Source organism: Burkholderia reimsis (assembly GCF_003294055.1).
Taxonomy (GTDB): domain Bacteria; phylum Pseudomonadota; class Gammaproteobacteria; order Burkholderiales; family Burkholderiaceae; genus Burkholderia; species Burkholderia cepacia.
This window is the reverse complement of the sequence record NZ_QMFZ01000009.1, coordinates 64,237-79,986: the sequence shown is the minus strand read 5'-3', so window position 1 is coordinate 79,986 and position 15,750 is coordinate 64,237. Positions and strand designations below refer to the sequence as shown.

14 protein-coding genes and 1 pseudogene are annotated in these 15,750 nt (G+C 65.7%); 7 read left to right on the top strand and 8 right to left on the bottom strand.

Annotation, left to right across the window (positions count from 1 at the left end):
• The first annotated feature begins 62 nt into the window (after positions 1-62).
• Positions 63-1,142: a purine-nucleoside phosphorylase gene (locus DPV79_RS13220; protein WP_021156407.1), complete on the top strand. Its 1,080-nt coding sequence runs from the start codon at positions 63-65 to the stop codon at positions 1,140-1,142.
• Between the two features lie 208 nt (positions 1,143-1,350).
• On the opposite strand, the gene DPV79_RS13215 is transcribed toward DPV79_RS13220, so the two are convergent.
• Both DPV79_RS13215 and ceoR read right to left on the bottom strand, forming a co-directional pair.
• Positions 1,351-1,644, bottom strand: coding sequence for a DUF4148 domain-containing protein (locus DPV79_RS13215; protein WP_059496382.1), 294 nt, complete (start codon positions 1,642-1,644; stop codon positions 1,351-1,353).
• A gap of 444 nt (positions 1,645-2,088) precedes the next feature.
• Complete coding sequence (gene ceoR, locus DPV79_RS13210) at positions 2,089-3,093, bottom strand: putative multidrug efflux transcriptional regulator CeoR (RefSeq protein ID WP_021156406.1); 1,005 nt, start codon at positions 3,091-3,093, stop codon at positions 2,089-2,091.
• A 174-nt stretch (positions 3,094-3,267) separates the two neighbouring features.
• Here ceoR and DPV79_RS13205 point away from each other — a divergent pair, with 174 nt between their 5' ends.
• The 4 genes from DPV79_RS13205 to opcM are packed head-to-tail and all read left to right on the top strand — an operon-like array spanning position 3,268 to position 10,171.
• Positions 3,268-4,128 (top strand): alpha/beta hydrolase, encoded by an 861-nt coding sequence (locus tag DPV79_RS13205; protein WP_021156405.1) that lies wholly within the window; start codon positions 3,268-3,270, stop codon positions 4,126-4,128.
• 33 nt (positions 4,129-4,161) lie between these two features.
• Entirely contained in the window at positions 4,162-5,379 is a 1,218-nt protein-coding gene (gene ceoA / locus DPV79_RS13200; RefSeq protein ID WP_027790469.1) for a multidrug efflux RND transporter periplasmic adaptor subunit CeoA, read from the top strand.
• Between the two features lie 45 nt (positions 5,380-5,424).
• A complete protein-coding gene (ceoB, locus tag DPV79_RS13195) occupies positions 5,425-8,625 on the top strand; it encodes a multidrug efflux RND transporter permease subunit CeoB (RefSeq protein WP_113045601.1) in 3,201 nt (1,066 codons plus the stop codon).
• Between the two features lie 10 nt (positions 8,626-8,635).
• On the top strand, positions 8,636-10,171 hold the full coding sequence (gene opcM, locus DPV79_RS13190; RefSeq protein WP_120760943.1) for a multidrug efflux transporter outer membrane subunit OpcM: 1,536 nt from the start codon (positions 8,636-8,638) through the stop codon (positions 10,169-10,171).
• Between the two features lie 105 nt (positions 10,172-10,276).
• Here the strand turns inward: opcM and DPV79_RS13185 are convergent, their stop codons facing one another.
• Complete coding sequence (locus tag DPV79_RS13185) at positions 10,277-10,873, bottom strand: TetR/AcrR family transcriptional regulator (RefSeq protein WP_059684142.1); 597 nt, start codon at positions 10,871-10,873, stop codon at positions 10,277-10,279.
• A gap of 127 nt (positions 10,874-11,000) precedes the next feature.
• On the opposite strand from DPV79_RS13185, the gene DPV79_RS13180 reads away from it, so the two are divergent.
• A complete protein-coding gene (locus tag DPV79_RS13180; protein ID WP_111943240.1) occupies positions 11,001-11,435 on the top strand; it encodes a Tautomerase enzyme in 435 nt (144 codons plus the stop codon).
• A 75-nt stretch (positions 11,436-11,510) separates the two neighbouring features.
• On the opposite strand, the gene DPV79_RS13175 is transcribed toward DPV79_RS13180, so the two are convergent.
• Positions 11,511-12,401: a LysR family transcriptional regulator gene (locus DPV79_RS13175; protein WP_113045600.1), complete on the bottom strand. Its 891-nt coding sequence runs from the start codon at positions 12,399-12,401 to the stop codon at positions 11,511-11,513.
• Between the two features lie 98 nt (positions 12,402-12,499).
• Between DPV79_RS13175 and DPV79_RS13170 the strand changes: the two genes are divergently transcribed.
• Entirely contained in the window at positions 12,500-12,943 is a 444-nt protein-coding gene (locus tag DPV79_RS13170) for a PACE efflux transporter (protein WP_113045660.1), read from the top strand.
• A 207-nt stretch (positions 12,944-13,150) separates the two neighbouring features.
• Here the strand turns inward: DPV79_RS13170 and DPV79_RS13160 are convergent, their stop codons facing one another.
• The 4 genes and pseudogenes from DPV79_RS13160 to DPV79_RS13145 all read right to left on the bottom strand — a co-directional run bounded on the left by DPV79_RS13160 (position 13,151) and on the right by DPV79_RS13145 (position 15,459).
• Positions 13,151-14,002 carry an alpha/beta fold hydrolase gene (locus DPV79_RS13160; protein ID WP_059487407.1) on the bottom strand — a complete coding sequence of 284 codons (852 nt, stop codon included), beginning with the start codon at positions 14,000-14,002 and terminating at the stop codon, positions 13,151-13,153.
• A 279-nt stretch (positions 14,003-14,281) separates the two neighbouring features.
• A pseudogene (locus DPV79_RS43855) lies at positions 14,282-14,386 on the bottom strand (DUF3579 domain-containing protein); the annotation flags it as partial.
• A gap of 199 nt (positions 14,387-14,585) precedes the next feature.
• Positions 14,586-14,927: a DUF6616 family protein gene (locus tag DPV79_RS13150; protein ID WP_113045599.1), complete on the bottom strand. Its 342-nt coding sequence runs from the start codon at positions 14,925-14,927 to the stop codon at positions 14,586-14,588.
• A gap of 13 nt (positions 14,928-14,940) precedes the next feature.
• Positions 14,941-15,459, bottom strand: a complete 519-nt coding sequence (locus tag DPV79_RS13145; protein ID WP_205713832.1) for a MarR family winged helix-turn-helix transcriptional regulator — start codon at positions 15,457-15,459, stop codon at positions 14,941-14,943.
• Positions 15,460-15,750: the final 291 nt, after the last annotated feature.

The window sequence follows — 15,750 nt, the reverse complement described above, 5'->3', positions numbered from 1 at the left end:
TACTCCGTCGCGCAGTCTACGAGAGCCGTTCTCACCCAACATCATCGAAACAAGGAACGCCGATGCTGACTCGCTCCATTCTTTCCGCCGCTGCATTCTCGCTCGCAGCCTGCGCAACCGCGCCGTCGATCGCGCAGGACAACCAGGGCAACAACGCGGGCAACAATGCATTCGCCGAGACCGGTGCACAGGGCCGCCCGGTCAAGGTCATGATCATCACGATGTTCGGGCCGGAGGGCCAGGCCTGGCTCGACCGGCTCGGCCCGTGGCGCGACATCGCCGTGCCCGGCCTGTCGCCGGACTACCCGAACGTCCACTGCAACAAGCAGGACGTGTGCGTGGTCACGACCGGCATGGGTTATGCGAACGCGTCGGCGACGATCATGGCGCTCACGTTCTCGCAGCGCTTCGATCTGCGCCGCACGTATTTCCTGATCTCCGGCATCGCGGGCGTCGACCCCGCGCAAGGCACGGTCGGCTCGGCCGCGTGGTCGAAGTACCTCGTCGATTTCAGTCTGCAGTGGGAGCTCGATGCACGCGAGATTCCGGCCGGCTGGAATACCGGATTTCTCGGCATCAACACGAAGAGCCCGAACGACAAGCCGCCGCTCGACTACCGTACCGAGGTGTTCCAGCTCAACCCGCAGCTCACCGACGCCGCGGTCGCGCTGTCGCGCAACGTCGTGCTCGCCGACAGCGCGCAGGCGCAGGCCGCGCGCGCGAAGTTCACGTATGCGCCGGCGAACCGGCCGCCGACGGTGATCCAGTGCGATACGTCATCGGGCAACACGTGGTTCTCGGGCACGCTGATCGGCGAGCGCGCGCGCCAGTGGACGAAGATCCTGACCGACGGCAAGGGCACCTACTGCATGACCGCACAGGAAGACAACGCGACGTATGAAGCGCTCAAGCGTGCGGCGAGCGTGAAGCGGGTCGACCTGTCGCGCGTCGCGGTGCTGCGTACCGGCTCCGATTTCGACCGGCCGTATGCGGGGCAGACGAGTGCGGACAACCTGCTGAACTACGCGGACCAGGGCGGCTTCGCCCCCGCGACCGAAAACCTGTATCGCGCGGGCAACCCGCTCGTGCAGGACATCGTGACGCACTGGGGCGAGTGGCGCGACGGGGTGCCGCGCCGTTGAGGGTCAGGCGACGGCTCGGTCGGTGGTCAATGCGAGTGCGGGGCCGAACGGAAAGGCGTCCACACCGGCGTGGTGTCGTCCCAATGATCGAGCGGCGAAGGAAGTTGGTCGTTCATCATGTGCTCCTGCAACTAACTGACTCAGCGAATCGTCGATAGGTGTGTCGCGACGCCGCGCACGGGGCACCCCGCTGCGCGGCGTTGCGCGTTTACCGGCCTCCGCCGGCGAGCTGGTTGCTTTCCGGCAACGAGCGATACGGGCCTTGCGCGAGTTCGAGCCCTTGCGGGTACGAATTCGCCTTGCGCAGGTACGCGAGCGTGCCGTCCTTGCGGGCCTGCTCGACTTCCGCGCTCACTTCGGCGCGCGTGCGCGGGCCGTAGTGCTGCGAGTACCACGACGTGTTGCCGTAGTCGCCGGCGTGCGGCGTGCCCGAATCGGCGAAGGCCGGAGCGGACACGGCGAGCGTGAGGGCCAGGGCGGAGAGAAGATGGCGGCGGTTCATGGCTAACTCCTGTCTTTCGGAGTTGGCGCCTGAGCGCTGACTCCGGTCCCATCAAGCGGGATCTGTTCGGTGCGCAACGAGGTGCGCGACAGGGTTTACTCTAGGTATCTGTTCCGTCGCGATAAATGCGGCAGATGCGAATTGAATTGTCGTGTCAGTGGAACAATCGACATCCGTACACCTGGCAGGGTTATGCAGAAATCGCTGGAACCCGCTTGCAGCGGGCCTCACAAGGGGGCGACGGCGGCGCGCAACGACGCAGGCGCACGATTGCGTCGCCTTGCACAAAGGTTTGCTGCGGATTCGGGAAGGATCTGGCGCGCCGTACGGGGACGTGGCGCGGAGGCGGGACGCCGCGCGGGCCTTGCAGCCCGCGCGTGCGGTTCAGCGGCGTAGTTCGGTCACGTGGTTCTGACGATCCGGTCAGCCGGGCAGTTCAGCCACTTACGCGACCCACTCGTTGATGACCGGCGTGTCGAGCACCGGCGCGCGTTCGGCTTCCTCGAATGTGCGCTTGCTGCACGTCGCGTCGAGGCTGCCCTTGCCGCTCAGCAGCGGGCAACGGTCGAACACCTCGGCGATCCAGTCGACGAAGACGCGCACTTTCGGCGACAGATGGCGGCTGTGCGGATACACGACGGAGATCGGCATCGGCAGCGGCTTGACGCCGGGCAGCACTTCCTTGAGCCGGCCTTCGCGCAGATGCGGCAGCACCATGAAGAGCGGCGGCTGGATCAGCCCGAAGCCTTCGATCCCGCAGGTCACGTACGCATCGGCATCGTTCACCGACACGATGCCCTCCATCTTCATCTCGACTTCCTGGCCGTCGGTCAGGAACGTCCAGTCGATCGTGCGGCCGGTGCGGCTCGAGAAGTAGTTGACGGCCTTGTGCTGGCTCAGGTCGTCGATCGTCTTCGGCTCGCCGTGACGCTCGAGATAGTCGGGCGACGCGACCGTCACGCATTCGAACAGGCCGACCCGGCGCGCGACGAGCGACGAGTCCTGCAATGCACCAACGCGGATCACGCAATCGACCCCTTCCTGCAGCAGGTCGACCGGCCGGTCGGACAGGCCGAGCTGCAGGTCGATGTCCGGGTAGCGCGTATGAAATTCGCACAGCGACGGAATCACGAGCAGCCGCCCGATCGAGCCCGGCATGTCGATACGCAACTTTCCGTGCGGCTTCCGGTTGTTCGCCTGGAAGCTCGCCTCGGTTTCCTCGACGTCCGCGAGGATCCGCACGCATCGTTCGTAGTACGCGGCGCCGTCCGGCGTGAGCGACAGCCGGCGCGTGGTTCGGTGCATCAGCCGCACACCGAGGAATGCTTCGAGATTCTGGATGATCGTCGTGACGGACGCCCGCGGCAGGCTGAGCGTTTCTGCTGCCTTGGTGAAGCTGCTTGTATCGACGACGCGAGTAAACACCTGCATGGCCTGAAGCCGGTCCATCACAACCTCCGCAATCTAATTTGCCGCCGGAACAAAGAGGCTGCGCTACCTCGTGGGTAAACGCAGCCTCGGATTGTTCGGGGGCGTTGAATTGTGTTGCCGGATTATAGGCATTTATCCCAATGTCTGCCGGACCCAGAATTCGTTCCATCTCGAAATGGATGCTGCATCGTCATGGACGCTTCTGAATTCAGCAAATTCCTGAAGGCCGCGTTGCCCGCCCAAGCCACGGCGGGCGCGGCGCTGACGGTCGCCGAAGTGGAAATTCCCGGCTACGCGCAGGACATCGTGCTGCGCCTGTACCGGCGCCCGGACAAGACCGGGTTGCCGGTAGTGCTTTATTTCCACGGCGGCGGTTTCGTGCGCGGTTCGCTCGAAGACGCCGATTTCGCCGCGCGCTTTTTAGCAGAACGCTTACCAGCTCTCGTAGTGTCGGTCGACTATTCGCTCGCGCCGGCCTTTCCCTTTCCGGCCGCGCCGGAGGATGCGTATCGCGCCGCCGTGTGGGCCGCGACGCGCGCCCGCGCGTTCGGCGGCAACCCGAAGAAGATCGGTGTCGCGGGTCACGACGCGGGCGGCCAGCTCGCGAACTGCCTCGCGTTCATCGCGCGCGATCGCGGCGAAGTGTCGATCGCCGCGCAGGCGCTGTTCGGGCCGATGCTCGACCCGAGCATGACGCGCATCGGCGACGCCGAGCGCCTCGCGTCCGACATCACCGCGCGCGAATGCGCGGCCTGTTATCGCGCGTATCTGCCGCAGGCCGCGCAACGCATGCACCCGTATGCGGCGCCGCTCGAATCGGTGCGCCTCGCGGGCCTGCCGCCGACGCTCGTCGTCACCGCACAGAACGACGTGCTGCACGTCGAGGCGGAGAAATATGCGGGCTGCCTGATCTCGTCGGGCGTGCTCACGCAGGTGATCCGCTATCCGGACATCACGCACGCCGCGCTCGCGACGCATGAAGCCGCCTTCGAGGAAGCCGTGCGCTTCTTCCAGTGCCGCTTCCAGGCGCGCCAGCCCAACCGTTCCGAATAACCAGAACCAATCCACGCTTACCTGGAGATCCACATGGCCATCCTACGCACCTCCCGTTCCCGAATCGCGACAGCGGCGATCGTGACGCTTGCCGTCGTCGGCCTCGGAACGTTCGGCGCGATGCGCGTGAACGCGAACGCGCCCGAGAAAGCGGCTGCACCGCTGCCCGAAGTCGACGTCGCGACCGTCGTACCGCAGACCGTCACCGACTGGCAGAGTTATTCGGGCCGTCTCGAGGCGGTCGAGAAAGTCGACGTGCGCCCGCAGGTGTCGGGCACGATCGTCGCGGTGAACTTCAAGGACGGCGCGCTCGTGAAGAAGGGCGACGTGCTGTTCGTGATCGACCCGCGCCCGTACCAGGCCGAAACCGATCGCGCGGCCGCGCAGCTCGCGGCCGCGCAAGCGCGCAACGGTTACGCGCAGACCGACTGGCAGCGCGCGCAGCGGCTGATCGGCGACAACGCGATCGCGAAGCGCGATTACGACGAGAAGCAGAACGCGGCGCGCGAAGCGGCCGCGAACCTGAAGGCCGCCGAAGCCGCGCTCGAAACGGCGCGCATCAACCTCGGCTATACGCGGATCACCGCGCCGGTGTCGGGCCGCGTGTCGCGTGCGGAAATCACGCTCGGCAACGTCGTGTCGGCCGGTGCGTCGGCCGCGCCGCTCACCACGCTGGTGTCGGTGTCGCCGATCTACGCATCGTTCGACGCAGACGAACAGACCTACCTGCAATACATCAACGGCGCGCGCAACGGCCGCAAGGTGCCGGTCGAGCTCGGCCTCGCGAACGAAACCGGCTACTCGCGCAGCGGCGAGATCGACTCGGTCGACAACCGTCTCGACACGTCGTCGGGCACGATCCGCGTGCGAGCGCGCTTCGACAATGCGGACGGTGCGCTCGTCCCGGGCCTGTACGCACGCGTGAAGGTGGGCGGCAGCGCGCCGCACGAGGCGCTGCTCGTCGACGACGCGGCGATCAACACCGACCAGGACAAGAAGTTCGTGTTCGTCGTCGACCAGCAGGGCCGCGTGTCGTACCGGGAAGTGCAGCAGGGGCTGCAGCACGGCAACCGGCGCGTGATCGTGAGCGGCCTCGCGGCAGGCGATCGCGTGGTCGTGAACGGCACGCAGCGCGTGCGCCCCGGCGAACAGGTGAAGCCGCACATGGTCCCGATGACGGGCGGTGACGCGCCGTCCGCGCCGCTGGCGGACAACGCGAAGCCGGCCGCCCCGGCGAAGGCGGATTCGTAAGCGGCCCGCCGCTTCGTATCCGCGTTCAACCAGACAGAGCCACACATGAACATTTCAAAATTCTTTATCGACCGGCCGATCTTCGCAGGAGTCCTATCGGTGATCATCCTGCTCGGCGGGGTGATCGCGATGTTCTTGCTGCCGATCTCGGAATATCCGGAAGTCGTGCCGCCTTCCGTGATCGTGAAGGCGCAGTATCCGGGCGCAAACCCGAAAGTGATCGCCGAGACGGTCGCGTCGCCGCTTGAAGAACAGATCAACGGCGTCGAGGACATGCTCTACATGCAGTCGCAGGCGAACAGCGACGGCAACATGACGATCACCGTCACGTTCAAGCTCGGTACCGATCCGGACAAGGCCACGCAGCTCGTGCAGAACCGCGTGAACCAGGCGCTGCCGCGCCTGCCGGAAGATGTGCAGCGGCTCGGCATCACGACGGTGAAGAGTTCGCCGACGCTGACGATGGTCGTCCACCTGATCTCGCCGGACAACCGCTACGACATGACCTACCTGCGCAACTACGCGCTGATCAACGTGAAGGATCGCCTGTCGCGGATCCAGGGCGTCGGCCAGGTGCAGCTGTGGGGTTCGGGCGACTACGCGATGCGCGTGTGGCTCGATCCGCAGAAAGTCGCGCAGCGCGGGCTGTCGGCCGAGGACGTCGTGCAGTCGATCCGCGAGCAGAACGTTCAGGTCGCGGCCGGCGTGATCGGCGCGTCGCCGTCGCTGCCCGGCACGCCGCTGCAGCTGTCGGTGAACGCGCGCGGCCGTCTGCAGACGGAAGACGAGTTCGGCGACATCGTCGTGAAGACCACGCCGGACGGTGGCGTCACGCACCTGCGCGACATCGCGCGGATCGAGCTCGACGCATCCGAATACGGGCTGCGCTCGCTGCTCGACAACAAGCCGGCCGTCGCGATGGCGATCAACCAGTCGCCGGGCGCGAACTCGCTGCAGATCTCGGACGAAGTGCGCAAGACGATGGCCGAGCTGAAGCAGGACATGCCGGCGGGCGTCGACTACAAGATCGTCTATGACCCGACGCAGTTCGTGCGTTCGTCGATCAAGGCCGTCGTGCATACGCTGCTCGAAGCGATCGCGCTGGTCGTGATCGTCGTGATCGTGTTCCTGCAGACCTGGCGCGCGTCGCTGATTCCGCTGATCGCGGTGCCGGTGTCGATCATCGGCACGTTCTCGCTGCTGCTCGCGTTCGGGTATTCGATCAATGCGCTGTCATTGTTCGGGATGGTGCTCGCGATCGGGATCGTGGTCGACGATGCGATCGTGGTGGTCGAGAACGTCGAGCGCAACATCGAAAGCGGGATGAACGCGCGGCAGGCGACCTACAAGGCGATGCAGGAAGTGAGCGGGCCGATCATCGCGATCGCGCTGACGCTCGTCGCCGTGTTCGTGCCGCTCGCGTTCATGTCGGGCCTGACCGGCCAGTTCTACAAGCAGTTCGCGATGACCATCGCGATCTCGACGGTGATCTCGGCGTTCAACTCGCTGACGCTGTCGCCGGCGCTGTCCGCGATCCTGCTGAAGGGGCATGGCGACAAGGAGGACTGGCTGACGCGCGTGATGAACCGTGTGCTCGGCGGCTTCTTCCGCGGCTTCAACAAGGTGTTCCATCGCGGCGCGGAGAACTACGGCCGCGGCGTGCGCGGCGTGCTGTCGCGCAAGACGCTGATGCTCGGCGTGTATCTCGTGCTGGTGGGCGCGACCGTGCTGGTGTCGAAGGTCGTGCCGGGCGGCTTCGTGCCCGCGCAGGACAAGGAATACCTGATCGCGTTCGCGCAGTTGCCGAACGGTGCGTCGCTCGACCGCACCGAGAAGGTGATCCGCGACATGGGCTCGATCGCGCTGAAGCAGCCGGGCGTCGAGAGCGCGGTGGCGTTCCCGGGGCTGTCGGTGAACGGCTTCACGAACAGCTCGAGCGCGGGCATCGTGTTCGTCACGCTGAAGCCGTTCTCGGAACGGCATGGCAAGGCGCTGTCGGCGGGCGCGATCGCGGGTGCGCTGAACCAGCAGTACAGCGCGATGAAGGACTCGTTCGTCGCGGTGTTCCCGCCGCCGCCGGTGCTCGGCCTCGGCACGCTCGGCGGGTTCAAGATGCAGATCGAGGATCGCGGCGCGGTCGGCTATGCGCGGCTCGCGGATGCGACCAACGACTTCATCAAGCGCGCGCAGCAGGCGCCGGAACTCGGCCCGTTGTTCACGAGCTACCAGATCAACGTGCCGCAGCTCAACGTCGATCTCGACCGCGTGAAGGCGAAGCAGCTCGGCGTGCCGGTGACCGACGTGTTCAACACGATGCAGGTGTATCTCGGCTCGCTGTACGTGAACGACTTCAACCGCTTCGGGCGCGTGTACCAGGTGCGCGTGCAGGCCGATGCGCCGTTCCGCCAGCGTGCGGACGACATCCTGCAGTTGAAGACGCGCAACGACAAGGGCGAGATGGTGCCGCTGTCGTCGCTCGTCACGGTGACGCCGACGTTCGGCCCAGAAATGGTCGTGCGCTACAACGGCTACACGGCGGCCGACATCAACGGCGGCCCGGCACCGGGCTTCTCGTCGGGTCAGGCGCAGGCCGCGATCGAGCGCATCGCGCATGAAACGCTGCCGCGCGGCGTGCGGTTCGAGTGGACCGACCTCACGTACCAGCAGATCCTTGCCGGCGATTCGGCGATGTACGTGTTCCCGATCAGCGTGCTGCTCGTGTTCCTCGTGCTCGCCGCGCTGTATGAAAGCCTGACGCTGCCGCTCGCGGTGATCCTGATCGTGCCGATGAGCATTCTGTCTGCGCTGACGGGCGTGTGGCTCACGCAGGGCGACAACAACATCTTCACGCAGATCGGCTTGATGGTGCTGGTGGGGCTGTCGGCGAAGAACGCGATCCTGATCGTCGAATTCGCACGCGAGCTCGAACACGACGGCAGGACACCGCTCGAGGCCGCGATCGAGGCGAGCCGGCTGCGGCTGCGCCCGATTCTGATGACGTCGATCGCGTTCATCATGGGTGTCGTGCCGCTCGTCACGTCGACCGGTGCCGGTTCGGAAATGCGCCATGCGATGGGTGTCGCGGTGTTCTTCGGGATGCTCGGCGTGACGCTGTTCGGGCTGATGCTGACGCCGGTGTTCTACGTCGTGTTGCGTACGCTGGCAGGCGGCAAGATCCACGTCGCCGGCAAGGACTCGGCCGGCTACGGCGTGCCGGCCCAGGGCGTACCGGCTTCGGATGCTTGAGGATAAAAAGATGGACAACATGCACAACACGAACGGCCTGATGCGCTTCGCGAAGGTGGCGGCCGCGAGCACCCTGCTCGCGACGCTGCTCGCCGCGTGCGCGGTGGGCCCCGACTACAAGCGCCCGGACGCGGCGGTGCCCGCCGCGTTCAAGGAAGCGCCGACGCTCGCCGCCGGCGAGCAGGCCGGCACATGGAAGACGGCCGAGCCGGCGGACGGCGAACATCGCGGCGAATGGTGGAAGGTGTTCGGCGACCCGGTGCTCGATTCGCTCGAGACGCAGGCGCTCGCCGCGAACCAGAACCTGAAGGCCGCGGCCGCGCGGGTCGAGGAAGCGCGCGCGGCGACGCGTTCCGCGCGCTCGCAATGGTTCCCGCAGGTTGGCGCCGGGTTCGGGCCGACGCGCGAAGGGCTGTCGTCGGCGTCGCAGTTCCAGCCGCAGGGCACGGGCCCGACCAACGCGACGCTGTGGCGCGCGCAGGGTACGGTGTCCTACGAAGCCGACCTGTTCGGCCGTGTCGGCCGCAACGTCGAGGCGTCGCGTGCCGACCAGGCGCAGAGCGAAGCGCTGTTCCGTTCGGTGCAACTCGCGCTGCAGGCGGACGTCGCGCAGAACTATTTCGAACTGCGCCAGCTCGACTCCGACCAGGACCTGTACCGTCGCACGGTGGAGTTGCGCGAGCAGGCACTGAAGCTCGTGCAGCGCCGCTTCAACGAAGGCGACATCAGCGAGCTCGACGTGTCGCGCGCGAAGAACGAGCTGGCCAGCGCGCAGGCCGATGCGGTCGGCGTCGCGCGCCGGCGCGCGGCATCCGAGCATGCGCTCGCGATCCTGCTTGGCAAGGCGCCCGCGGATTTCGCATTCAAGGAAACGCCGATCGTGCCGGTCGCGGTGAAGGTGCCGCCGGGCCTGCCGTCCGCGCTGCTCGAACGCCGTCCGGACGTGTCGGCGGCCGAGCGCGCGATGGCGGCCGCGAACGCGCGGATCGGCCTCGCGAAGTCGGCGTATTTCCCGAAGCTCGACATCACGGGGGCGTTCGGCTATGAGGCGTCGACGCTCGGCAACCTGTTCCTGTGGTCGAGCCGCACGTTCCTGCTCGGGCCGTTCGCGGGCACCGCGCTGACGCTGCCGCTGTTCGACGGCGGACGCCGTGCGGCCGGCGTGCAGCAGGCGCGCGCGCAGTACGACGAGCAGGTCGCGAACTACCGGCAGCAGGTGCTCGTCGCGTTCCGCGAGGTCGAGGACAATCTCGCCGACCTGCGCCTGCTCGACGACCAGATCCGCGCGCAGGATGCGGCCGTCAATGCGTCGCGGCGCGCGGCGACGTTGTCGCGCACGCAGTATCAGGAAGGGGAAGTCGCCTATCTCGACGTCATCGACAGCGAGCGCTCGGTGCTGCAGTCGCAACTGCAGGCGAACCAGCTCACCGGTGCGCAGGCCGTGTCGACCGTCAACCTGATCCGCGCGCTCGGCGGTGGGTGGGGCGCGGCGCCGACGGCGGTCGGCGATGCGGCGTCCGGCAAGGCGGAGGTCGCCGCGCGTTGATGCGGCGGCCCGCCAAGGGCCGTTCAGGCAGATGGCTGATATGGCCGATCGATGAAGAACCCCGATCCGTGGCAACGCGGATCGGGGTTTTTTATTGGCCGCTCGTCATGACTGCTCTTCGGGTGTCACGTCCGTGCGTTCGGCGATCACCACCGCGTAGCGGCCAACCGCATCGGCGATGCGTTGCGCCAGTTCGGGATCGCGCACCGCGCGCGCGAGCGTGACGCCGCCCGACAGCAGTGCAAGGAACGCGATCGCACGGTCGTCGTCGGGCGTGTCGCCCAGACCGGATGCGACTTCGTCGACGATCTGCCGCAACGCCTGTTCATACGCGTCGCGCGTGTCGTCGTCGGCGCGCATCACTTCGGGCGACAGGCTCGGCAGCGCACAGCTTTCGCCGAGTGCGCAGGTGCGCCGCGGCCCGAGGTAGAACGACACGAACGGGCGGCGCCAGCGCGCGCCATGCTCGGCCTTGAACGTCGCGACGCCTTGCCGGAGCTGCTCGAGGCCGTCGAGCACGACGTTGCGGAACGCCTCGCCTTTCGATTTGAAATGCCCGTAGAACGCGCCGTTGGTGACGCCCGCCGCCTTCGTCAGCGGACCGATGCCGGAGCCGCCATAGCCCTCCTGGCGGAACAGGCGGCTCGCGGCCTCGAGGATGCGCGTGCGGGTTTCGTGCTTGTGCTCGACGGAATAACGCATGACAGGCTCGCTTCAGAGCGATCGCTCTTTATCGCTTGCATAGAGAGCAATCAGTGTCTAATGTATAGAGAGTGACTGATATTTATATCACGTCACGATTCCGATGACCTGACCAGGAGAACGTGCGATGCCGATTACGCTGACAGTATCTGAAGGGGTTTTCACGCCGGACGACGAGGGGCCGGTGTTTGCCGAGTTGACCGATGCGCTGCTGGATGTCGAAGGATTGACCGGGAACGGGTTCCTGGCGCCGAACGTGGTCGGCACGCTCAACGTGCTGCCGCGGCACCGGACCTTCGTGCATGGCCGCGCGGAGCCTGCCGCGTTCGTCGAGCTGAAGCTGCCGGCGGTGGCGCTCGCCGCGCCCGACAAGCAGCGGCAATTCGTCGAACGGGCGACCGAGATCGTGCTGCATCGAGCGGGCGGACGGCTGACGCCCGCGCAAGTGTGGGTGAACGTCGTGCATGCCGTCGATGGCGGATGGGGCATTGCCGGGCGGCGGTACGACAACGCGTCGCTGGTCGATTCGATCCAGAGTGCGGCTGCTGCGGCTTCGCATTGACTGCAATTAACTGCAACTAACGGTCAAGCCCTCAAGCGTTGACCGACGGTGCGGCGGCGATCGCCGCCGCACCGGTTACTTGTCGTTGCCGGTAGCCCGCAGCGCGCGCACCAGTTCGCTCGCTGCCTTGCCGAGCCTCGTGTGTTTCGGCCGGCGCAGATACACGGGCAGCGGCAGCCCGTTGCGGATGTTCGCGAACACGAGCGGCGCGAGTTCGCCGTCGGCGGTGTATCGGCCGACGACGGATTCCGGCAGGTTCGCCCAGCCATGCCCGGCCTTCACCAGCGCGATCGCGGTGGCCATGTCGGTCACCTTCCACGTGCGGTTGCCGATCAGCGGCCGCACGTCGGTGAGCGGCCGTTCGGGATCGGCGATCACGATCTGGCGGAAGCCCGACAGCCGCTCGATCGCCCCGGGTTGCGCGCATTCGGCGATCGCCGGATGGCTCGGCGCGGCGACCGCGACGAGCGTCTCGGTCCACAGCGCGTGGATCTGTTCCTGCGGATGAAGATCGAGCCCGCCGTACGCGACACAGAGATCGATGGCGCCGCGATGCAGCGCGTCGACGGTCACGTCCTGCGGCGCCGTGACGATGCTGATCGCGAGCGCCGGATATTTCGCGGCCACGGCCGTCAGTGCACGGGCGACCGGCGCGCCGTCGATTTCGGCCGCGAGCCCGAGCCGCAACGTATCTTCGACGCCTTCCGACAAATGCTGCGCATGCGCGCGCAGCGCGTGCAGCCGCTCGGCGATCGAGCGCGCATCGGGCAGCAGCGCGGCCATCGCGGCGGTCGGCGTCGGTTCGCGCGTGCCGCGGTCGAACAGCACGAGGTCGAGTTCGGCCTCGAGGTTCGCGATCGCCATGCTGATCGCCGACGGCGTGCGGCCGAGCGCGCGCGCGGCTGCCGAGAACGAGCCCTGGTCGACGACGGTCAGCAGCATGTCGATGTGGTCGCTGGTCAGCATGCACCGCCTCCTGTCAGAAAAATTGAAAGGACCTGACTTTGGCGAGCGGGGGCCCGCTGATAGTCTCGCCACCTTGTTCGAGATGAAGGTGGATGGTCATGCAAGGGTGGAAGAGACGCATAGTCTACGTCGTGATGTTCGAGGTGCTCGGCATCCTGGTCGCATCGTCGGTGCTCGGCATGCTGAGCGGCGCGAGCGTGGCGGCGAGCGGGCTGCTGGGAGTGATGATCTCGACGACGGGCGTCACCGTCAATTTCCTGTACAACCTCGCGTTCGAGGCATGGGAGTGCCGCAGCGCGGCGACGACGCGCACGGTCGGCCGCCGCGTGCTGCATGCGATCGGCTTCCAGGTCGCGCTCGTGACGTTCCTGATTCCGCTGATCGCGTGGTGGCTCGACGTGTCGCTGCTGCAGGCGTTCCTGTACGACGCGGTGCTGATCGTGTTCTTCCCGATCTTCACGTTCGCGTACAACTGGGCGTTCGACAGCGTGTTCGGACTGCCGGATGCGGTCACGCGCAAGGCTGAGCCGGTCGTCTGGTGAACGGTGGCGCGGCGGCGCGTGCGCATGCAGCGGCCATCGGCATGGGCGAGCATCGGGTGACGTACTGGCGCTTCGATGGCAGTACGTATCAGCCGGGCGACTCGTGGATTGAAACGGGCGCCGGCAGCGATGCCGACGGCAACGGTCCGGCTATCGCACAGGGCGGGACGTCGGTCGGGTGACCTGCCGATAGCCGCCCGACAGAACTTACGCGGCGACGAACTCGTGCACGTAACGATTGAACACGGCGGGGCTCGCCGCGTTCATCCCGTGCGATGCGCCGGCGACGGTCTGCCGTTGCGCATTGCCGATCCACTGCGTCAGCGTATCGACGTTGTGGCGGAACATCTTCGGGCTGCGCTGGCCGTCGATCAGCAGCGTGCGGCACGCGATGTCGCCGGCCGTGTGCTGCGAGTACGCGGGCAGCGGGTCGCGCAACTGCTTCGGCAGCGTGCTTGCGTTGTCGATCGCCATCGTGCGGAAACGCGACGTGCTTTTCTTCCACGCGCCGGGCAGGCTCACGGAATCGACGAACATCTCGAGGCCCGCTTCGACGTCGCCTTGCCCGATCAGGCTCACGGCCTTCGTGCGCAGTGCGATCGCGGCGGCCGGCAGCGCGGCTTCGCGCACGCCCGGCTGTTGCAGCGGGCCGCCCGGATCGGCGAGCGTCAGCGATTCGACGAGTTGCGGATGCTGGCGCGCGACGTTGAACGCGACGCTGCCGCCGCGCGAGTGGCCGACCAGATGCACGGGGCCGAGATCGAGCGCGTCGATGAACTCGGCGAGCTCGTCGACGTGGTTCTGCCAGCTGAACTCGTCCTGGATGCCCGCTTCGACGGCCGGCCAGTAATGGCTGAGGCTCGGCGCGATGCAGCGGTAGTGGGCCGACAGCGCAGCGAGCTGCGGATCCCAGTAGCGGTAGTCGCACAGCGAGCCGTGCACGAACACCATCGGCGCACCGCTGCCCCGCTCGACATACGGCAGGCTGATGCCTGACGAAAGCGTCGCAAATTGCAGGTCGGGGTTCGCGAGCACGGACGGCTCGATTCGCATGTTCATGACTGAAAGACTCAAAGGTGCGTCAACACGACGCAACTATGCATCACGGCGACCTGCAAGGAAAACGCATAATTTTCATCGTCGCGATCAATTTTTTTGATGGATCGGCTGGAAACCCTTGTCGGAAGGGGATGGGTGTCGATGCTTTCAATCGTCTAACGATGGGCGGTGACGCCGCACAGGCCCGGAAAGGCGTGTGCGACGGCCTGCGCACCTGTGCATCGCAACCGGGGAAACGGGAAAACGGGAAGGACGCGCGCCGCGAACGCGGCCCGCGTTTCAGCGCACCGCCAGCGCGGGCACCGTCTGAAGCTCGACGGGGAGGTCGTTGTCGGTCGCGAACTGCATCGCGAAATCGAAGGCGTCCGTGCAGACGGTGCGCAGGGCGGTGGCAGTCAGTAGTGCAACGGTGGTGAAGTGAGGGGCTTCATGGCGCGGCGCCTGATCTGGGGACAGGCGTAGAGTCGACCGTACATCATCCATTCGAGCCTTCGAGCAACCGGTATGGCGATTGGCCACATTATTGATCGAGACGACAGGCGCGCATGGCGTGGCCTACATGGCAGGCACGAAGCCCGAGATTCTAGCGATAGCTCGCCAACGTATTCAGATGCTCGCCTAGTTCGCCTTCCTGAGTTGCGGCATTGACGTGATGGAAGTAGCGATACCAGCCGCTATCGTGGATGCCCTGGAGTAAAGTGTCCCGAGCGGTCGCGTCAGGGAAGCGCCAGATGCCGACGAAACGGTGATGCGTAGAGCGTGGGACGTCGGAGGCGACTTCGCTCAACGTCAACATCTCGATACCTAGCGTACCGAGTTCGGCCACACCTTTGGCAATACCGTCAAGGAATACACGACGGTGATCGTCTGACAAAATCTCCCAGGCCGGCGACGGCGAATAAAGTTCCACCAGGTAATGCGACATGTTGAGCTCCTCATCAATCGCGTTGCCGACGCCCCGTTGGCTCGGTATCGGTTTGCGCGCCCGTGTTGCCCGAGACTTTCGCCAGCAACGTGGCAAGTTGCTCGCGCTCCTTTGATGTCAGGTTGGCAAACAAGCTGCCGATCCACCGGCTGTGCTGATCAAATATCTTCGTGGCGAGCTGCTTGCCTTTGCGCGTTAAACGAATCAGAAGCGCGCGGCGATCTTTTAGGTCAGCCGTGCGTTCGATCAATGCATCTTTCTCCAACCCGTCAAGTAAGCCGGTCACGGTCGCACGCGTGACCCCAGCCTGTTCGGCCAGCACGTTGGGCGCCAGCCCGTCACCTGCCGCATCGAGCAAGAAGAGGATTACGAAACGACCTTCTGAAAGGCCATGCGGCGCGAGCAGTGATGCGCAGTCGCGATCAATGGCCGTGGACAGAGAAAGCAACTGGAAGCACAAGCGAATTCCGTCAAGGTTCGGGACATTGCGGCGTGTCGCTTCATGCAACAGTGCCAGATATTTCTGTTCCATAAATATGATGGTAGTGCACCTTATTACAAGGTGCCTAACTTTATAGAGCGTGATGCAGGTGGTCAAGTTGTGAGGGGCTTGTGCGCGGTGGTCCGAGGCCGTAGACACAGTCTCTGACGTTTGACGAATGTCTACGCTCATTTGGTATTCCATGACGATACAAACCTCGTCTTGTGGAGTCCGCGCAGATCGTCAATAAACACGACGCTTGACAAGGTCGAGCACCGTTGAGAATATAGTTAGACGCCATACAATATGTCGACAAATCATATGGCCCGCAGAAGGCATGGA

Excerpts from the sequence above, each read along its gene's own strand:
- DPV79_RS13220 (WP_021156407.1), top strand. The coding sequence starts at position 63 with ATGCTGACTCGCTCCATTCTTTCCGCCGCTGCATTCTCGCTCGCAGCC.
- DPV79_RS13215 (WP_059496382.1), bottom strand. The coding sequence starts at position 1,644 with ATGAACCGCCGCCATCTTCTCTCCGCCCTGGCCCTCACGCTCGCCGTG.
- ceoR (WP_021156406.1), bottom strand. The coding sequence starts at position 3,093 with ATGGACCGGCTTCAGGCCATGCAGGTGTTTACTCGCGTCGTCGATACA.
- DPV79_RS13205 (WP_021156405.1), top strand. The coding sequence starts at position 3,268 with ATGGACGCTTCTGAATTCAGCAAATTCCTGAAGGCCGCGTTGCCCGCC.
- ceoA (WP_027790469.1), top strand. The coding sequence starts at position 4,162 with ATGGCCATCCTACGCACCTCCCGTTCCCGAATCGCGACAGCGGCGATC.
- ceoB (WP_113045601.1), top strand. The coding sequence starts at position 5,425 with ATGAACATTTCAAAATTCTTTATCGACCGGCCGATCTTCGCAGGAGTC.
- opcM (WP_120760943.1), top strand. The coding sequence starts at position 8,636 with ATGGACAACATGCACAACACGAACGGCCTGATGCGCTTCGCGAAGGTG.
- DPV79_RS13185 (WP_059684142.1), bottom strand. The coding sequence starts at position 10,873 with ATGCGTTATTCCGTCGAGCACAAGCACGAAACCCGCACGCGCATCCTC.
- DPV79_RS13180 (WP_111943240.1), top strand. The coding sequence starts at position 11,001 with ATGCCGATTACGCTGACAGTATCTGAAGGGGTTTTCACGCCGGACGAC.
- DPV79_RS13175 (WP_113045600.1), bottom strand. The coding sequence starts at position 12,401 with ATGCTGACCAGCGACCACATCGACATGCTGCTGACCGTCGTCGACCAG.
- DPV79_RS13170 (WP_113045660.1), top strand. The coding sequence starts at position 12,500 with ATGCAAGGGTGGAAGAGACGCATAGTCTACGTCGTGATGTTCGAGGTG.
- DPV79_RS13160 (WP_059487407.1), bottom strand. The coding sequence starts at position 14,002 with ATGAACATGCGAATCGAGCCGTCCGTGCTCGCGAACCCCGACCTGCAA.
- DPV79_RS13150 (WP_113045599.1), bottom strand. The coding sequence starts at position 14,927 with ATGTCGCATTACCTGGTGGAACTTTATTCGCCGTCGCCGGCCTGGGAG.
- DPV79_RS13145 (WP_205713832.1), bottom strand. The coding sequence starts at position 15,459 with ATGGAACAGAAATATCTGGCACTGTTGCATGAAGCGACACGCCGCAAT.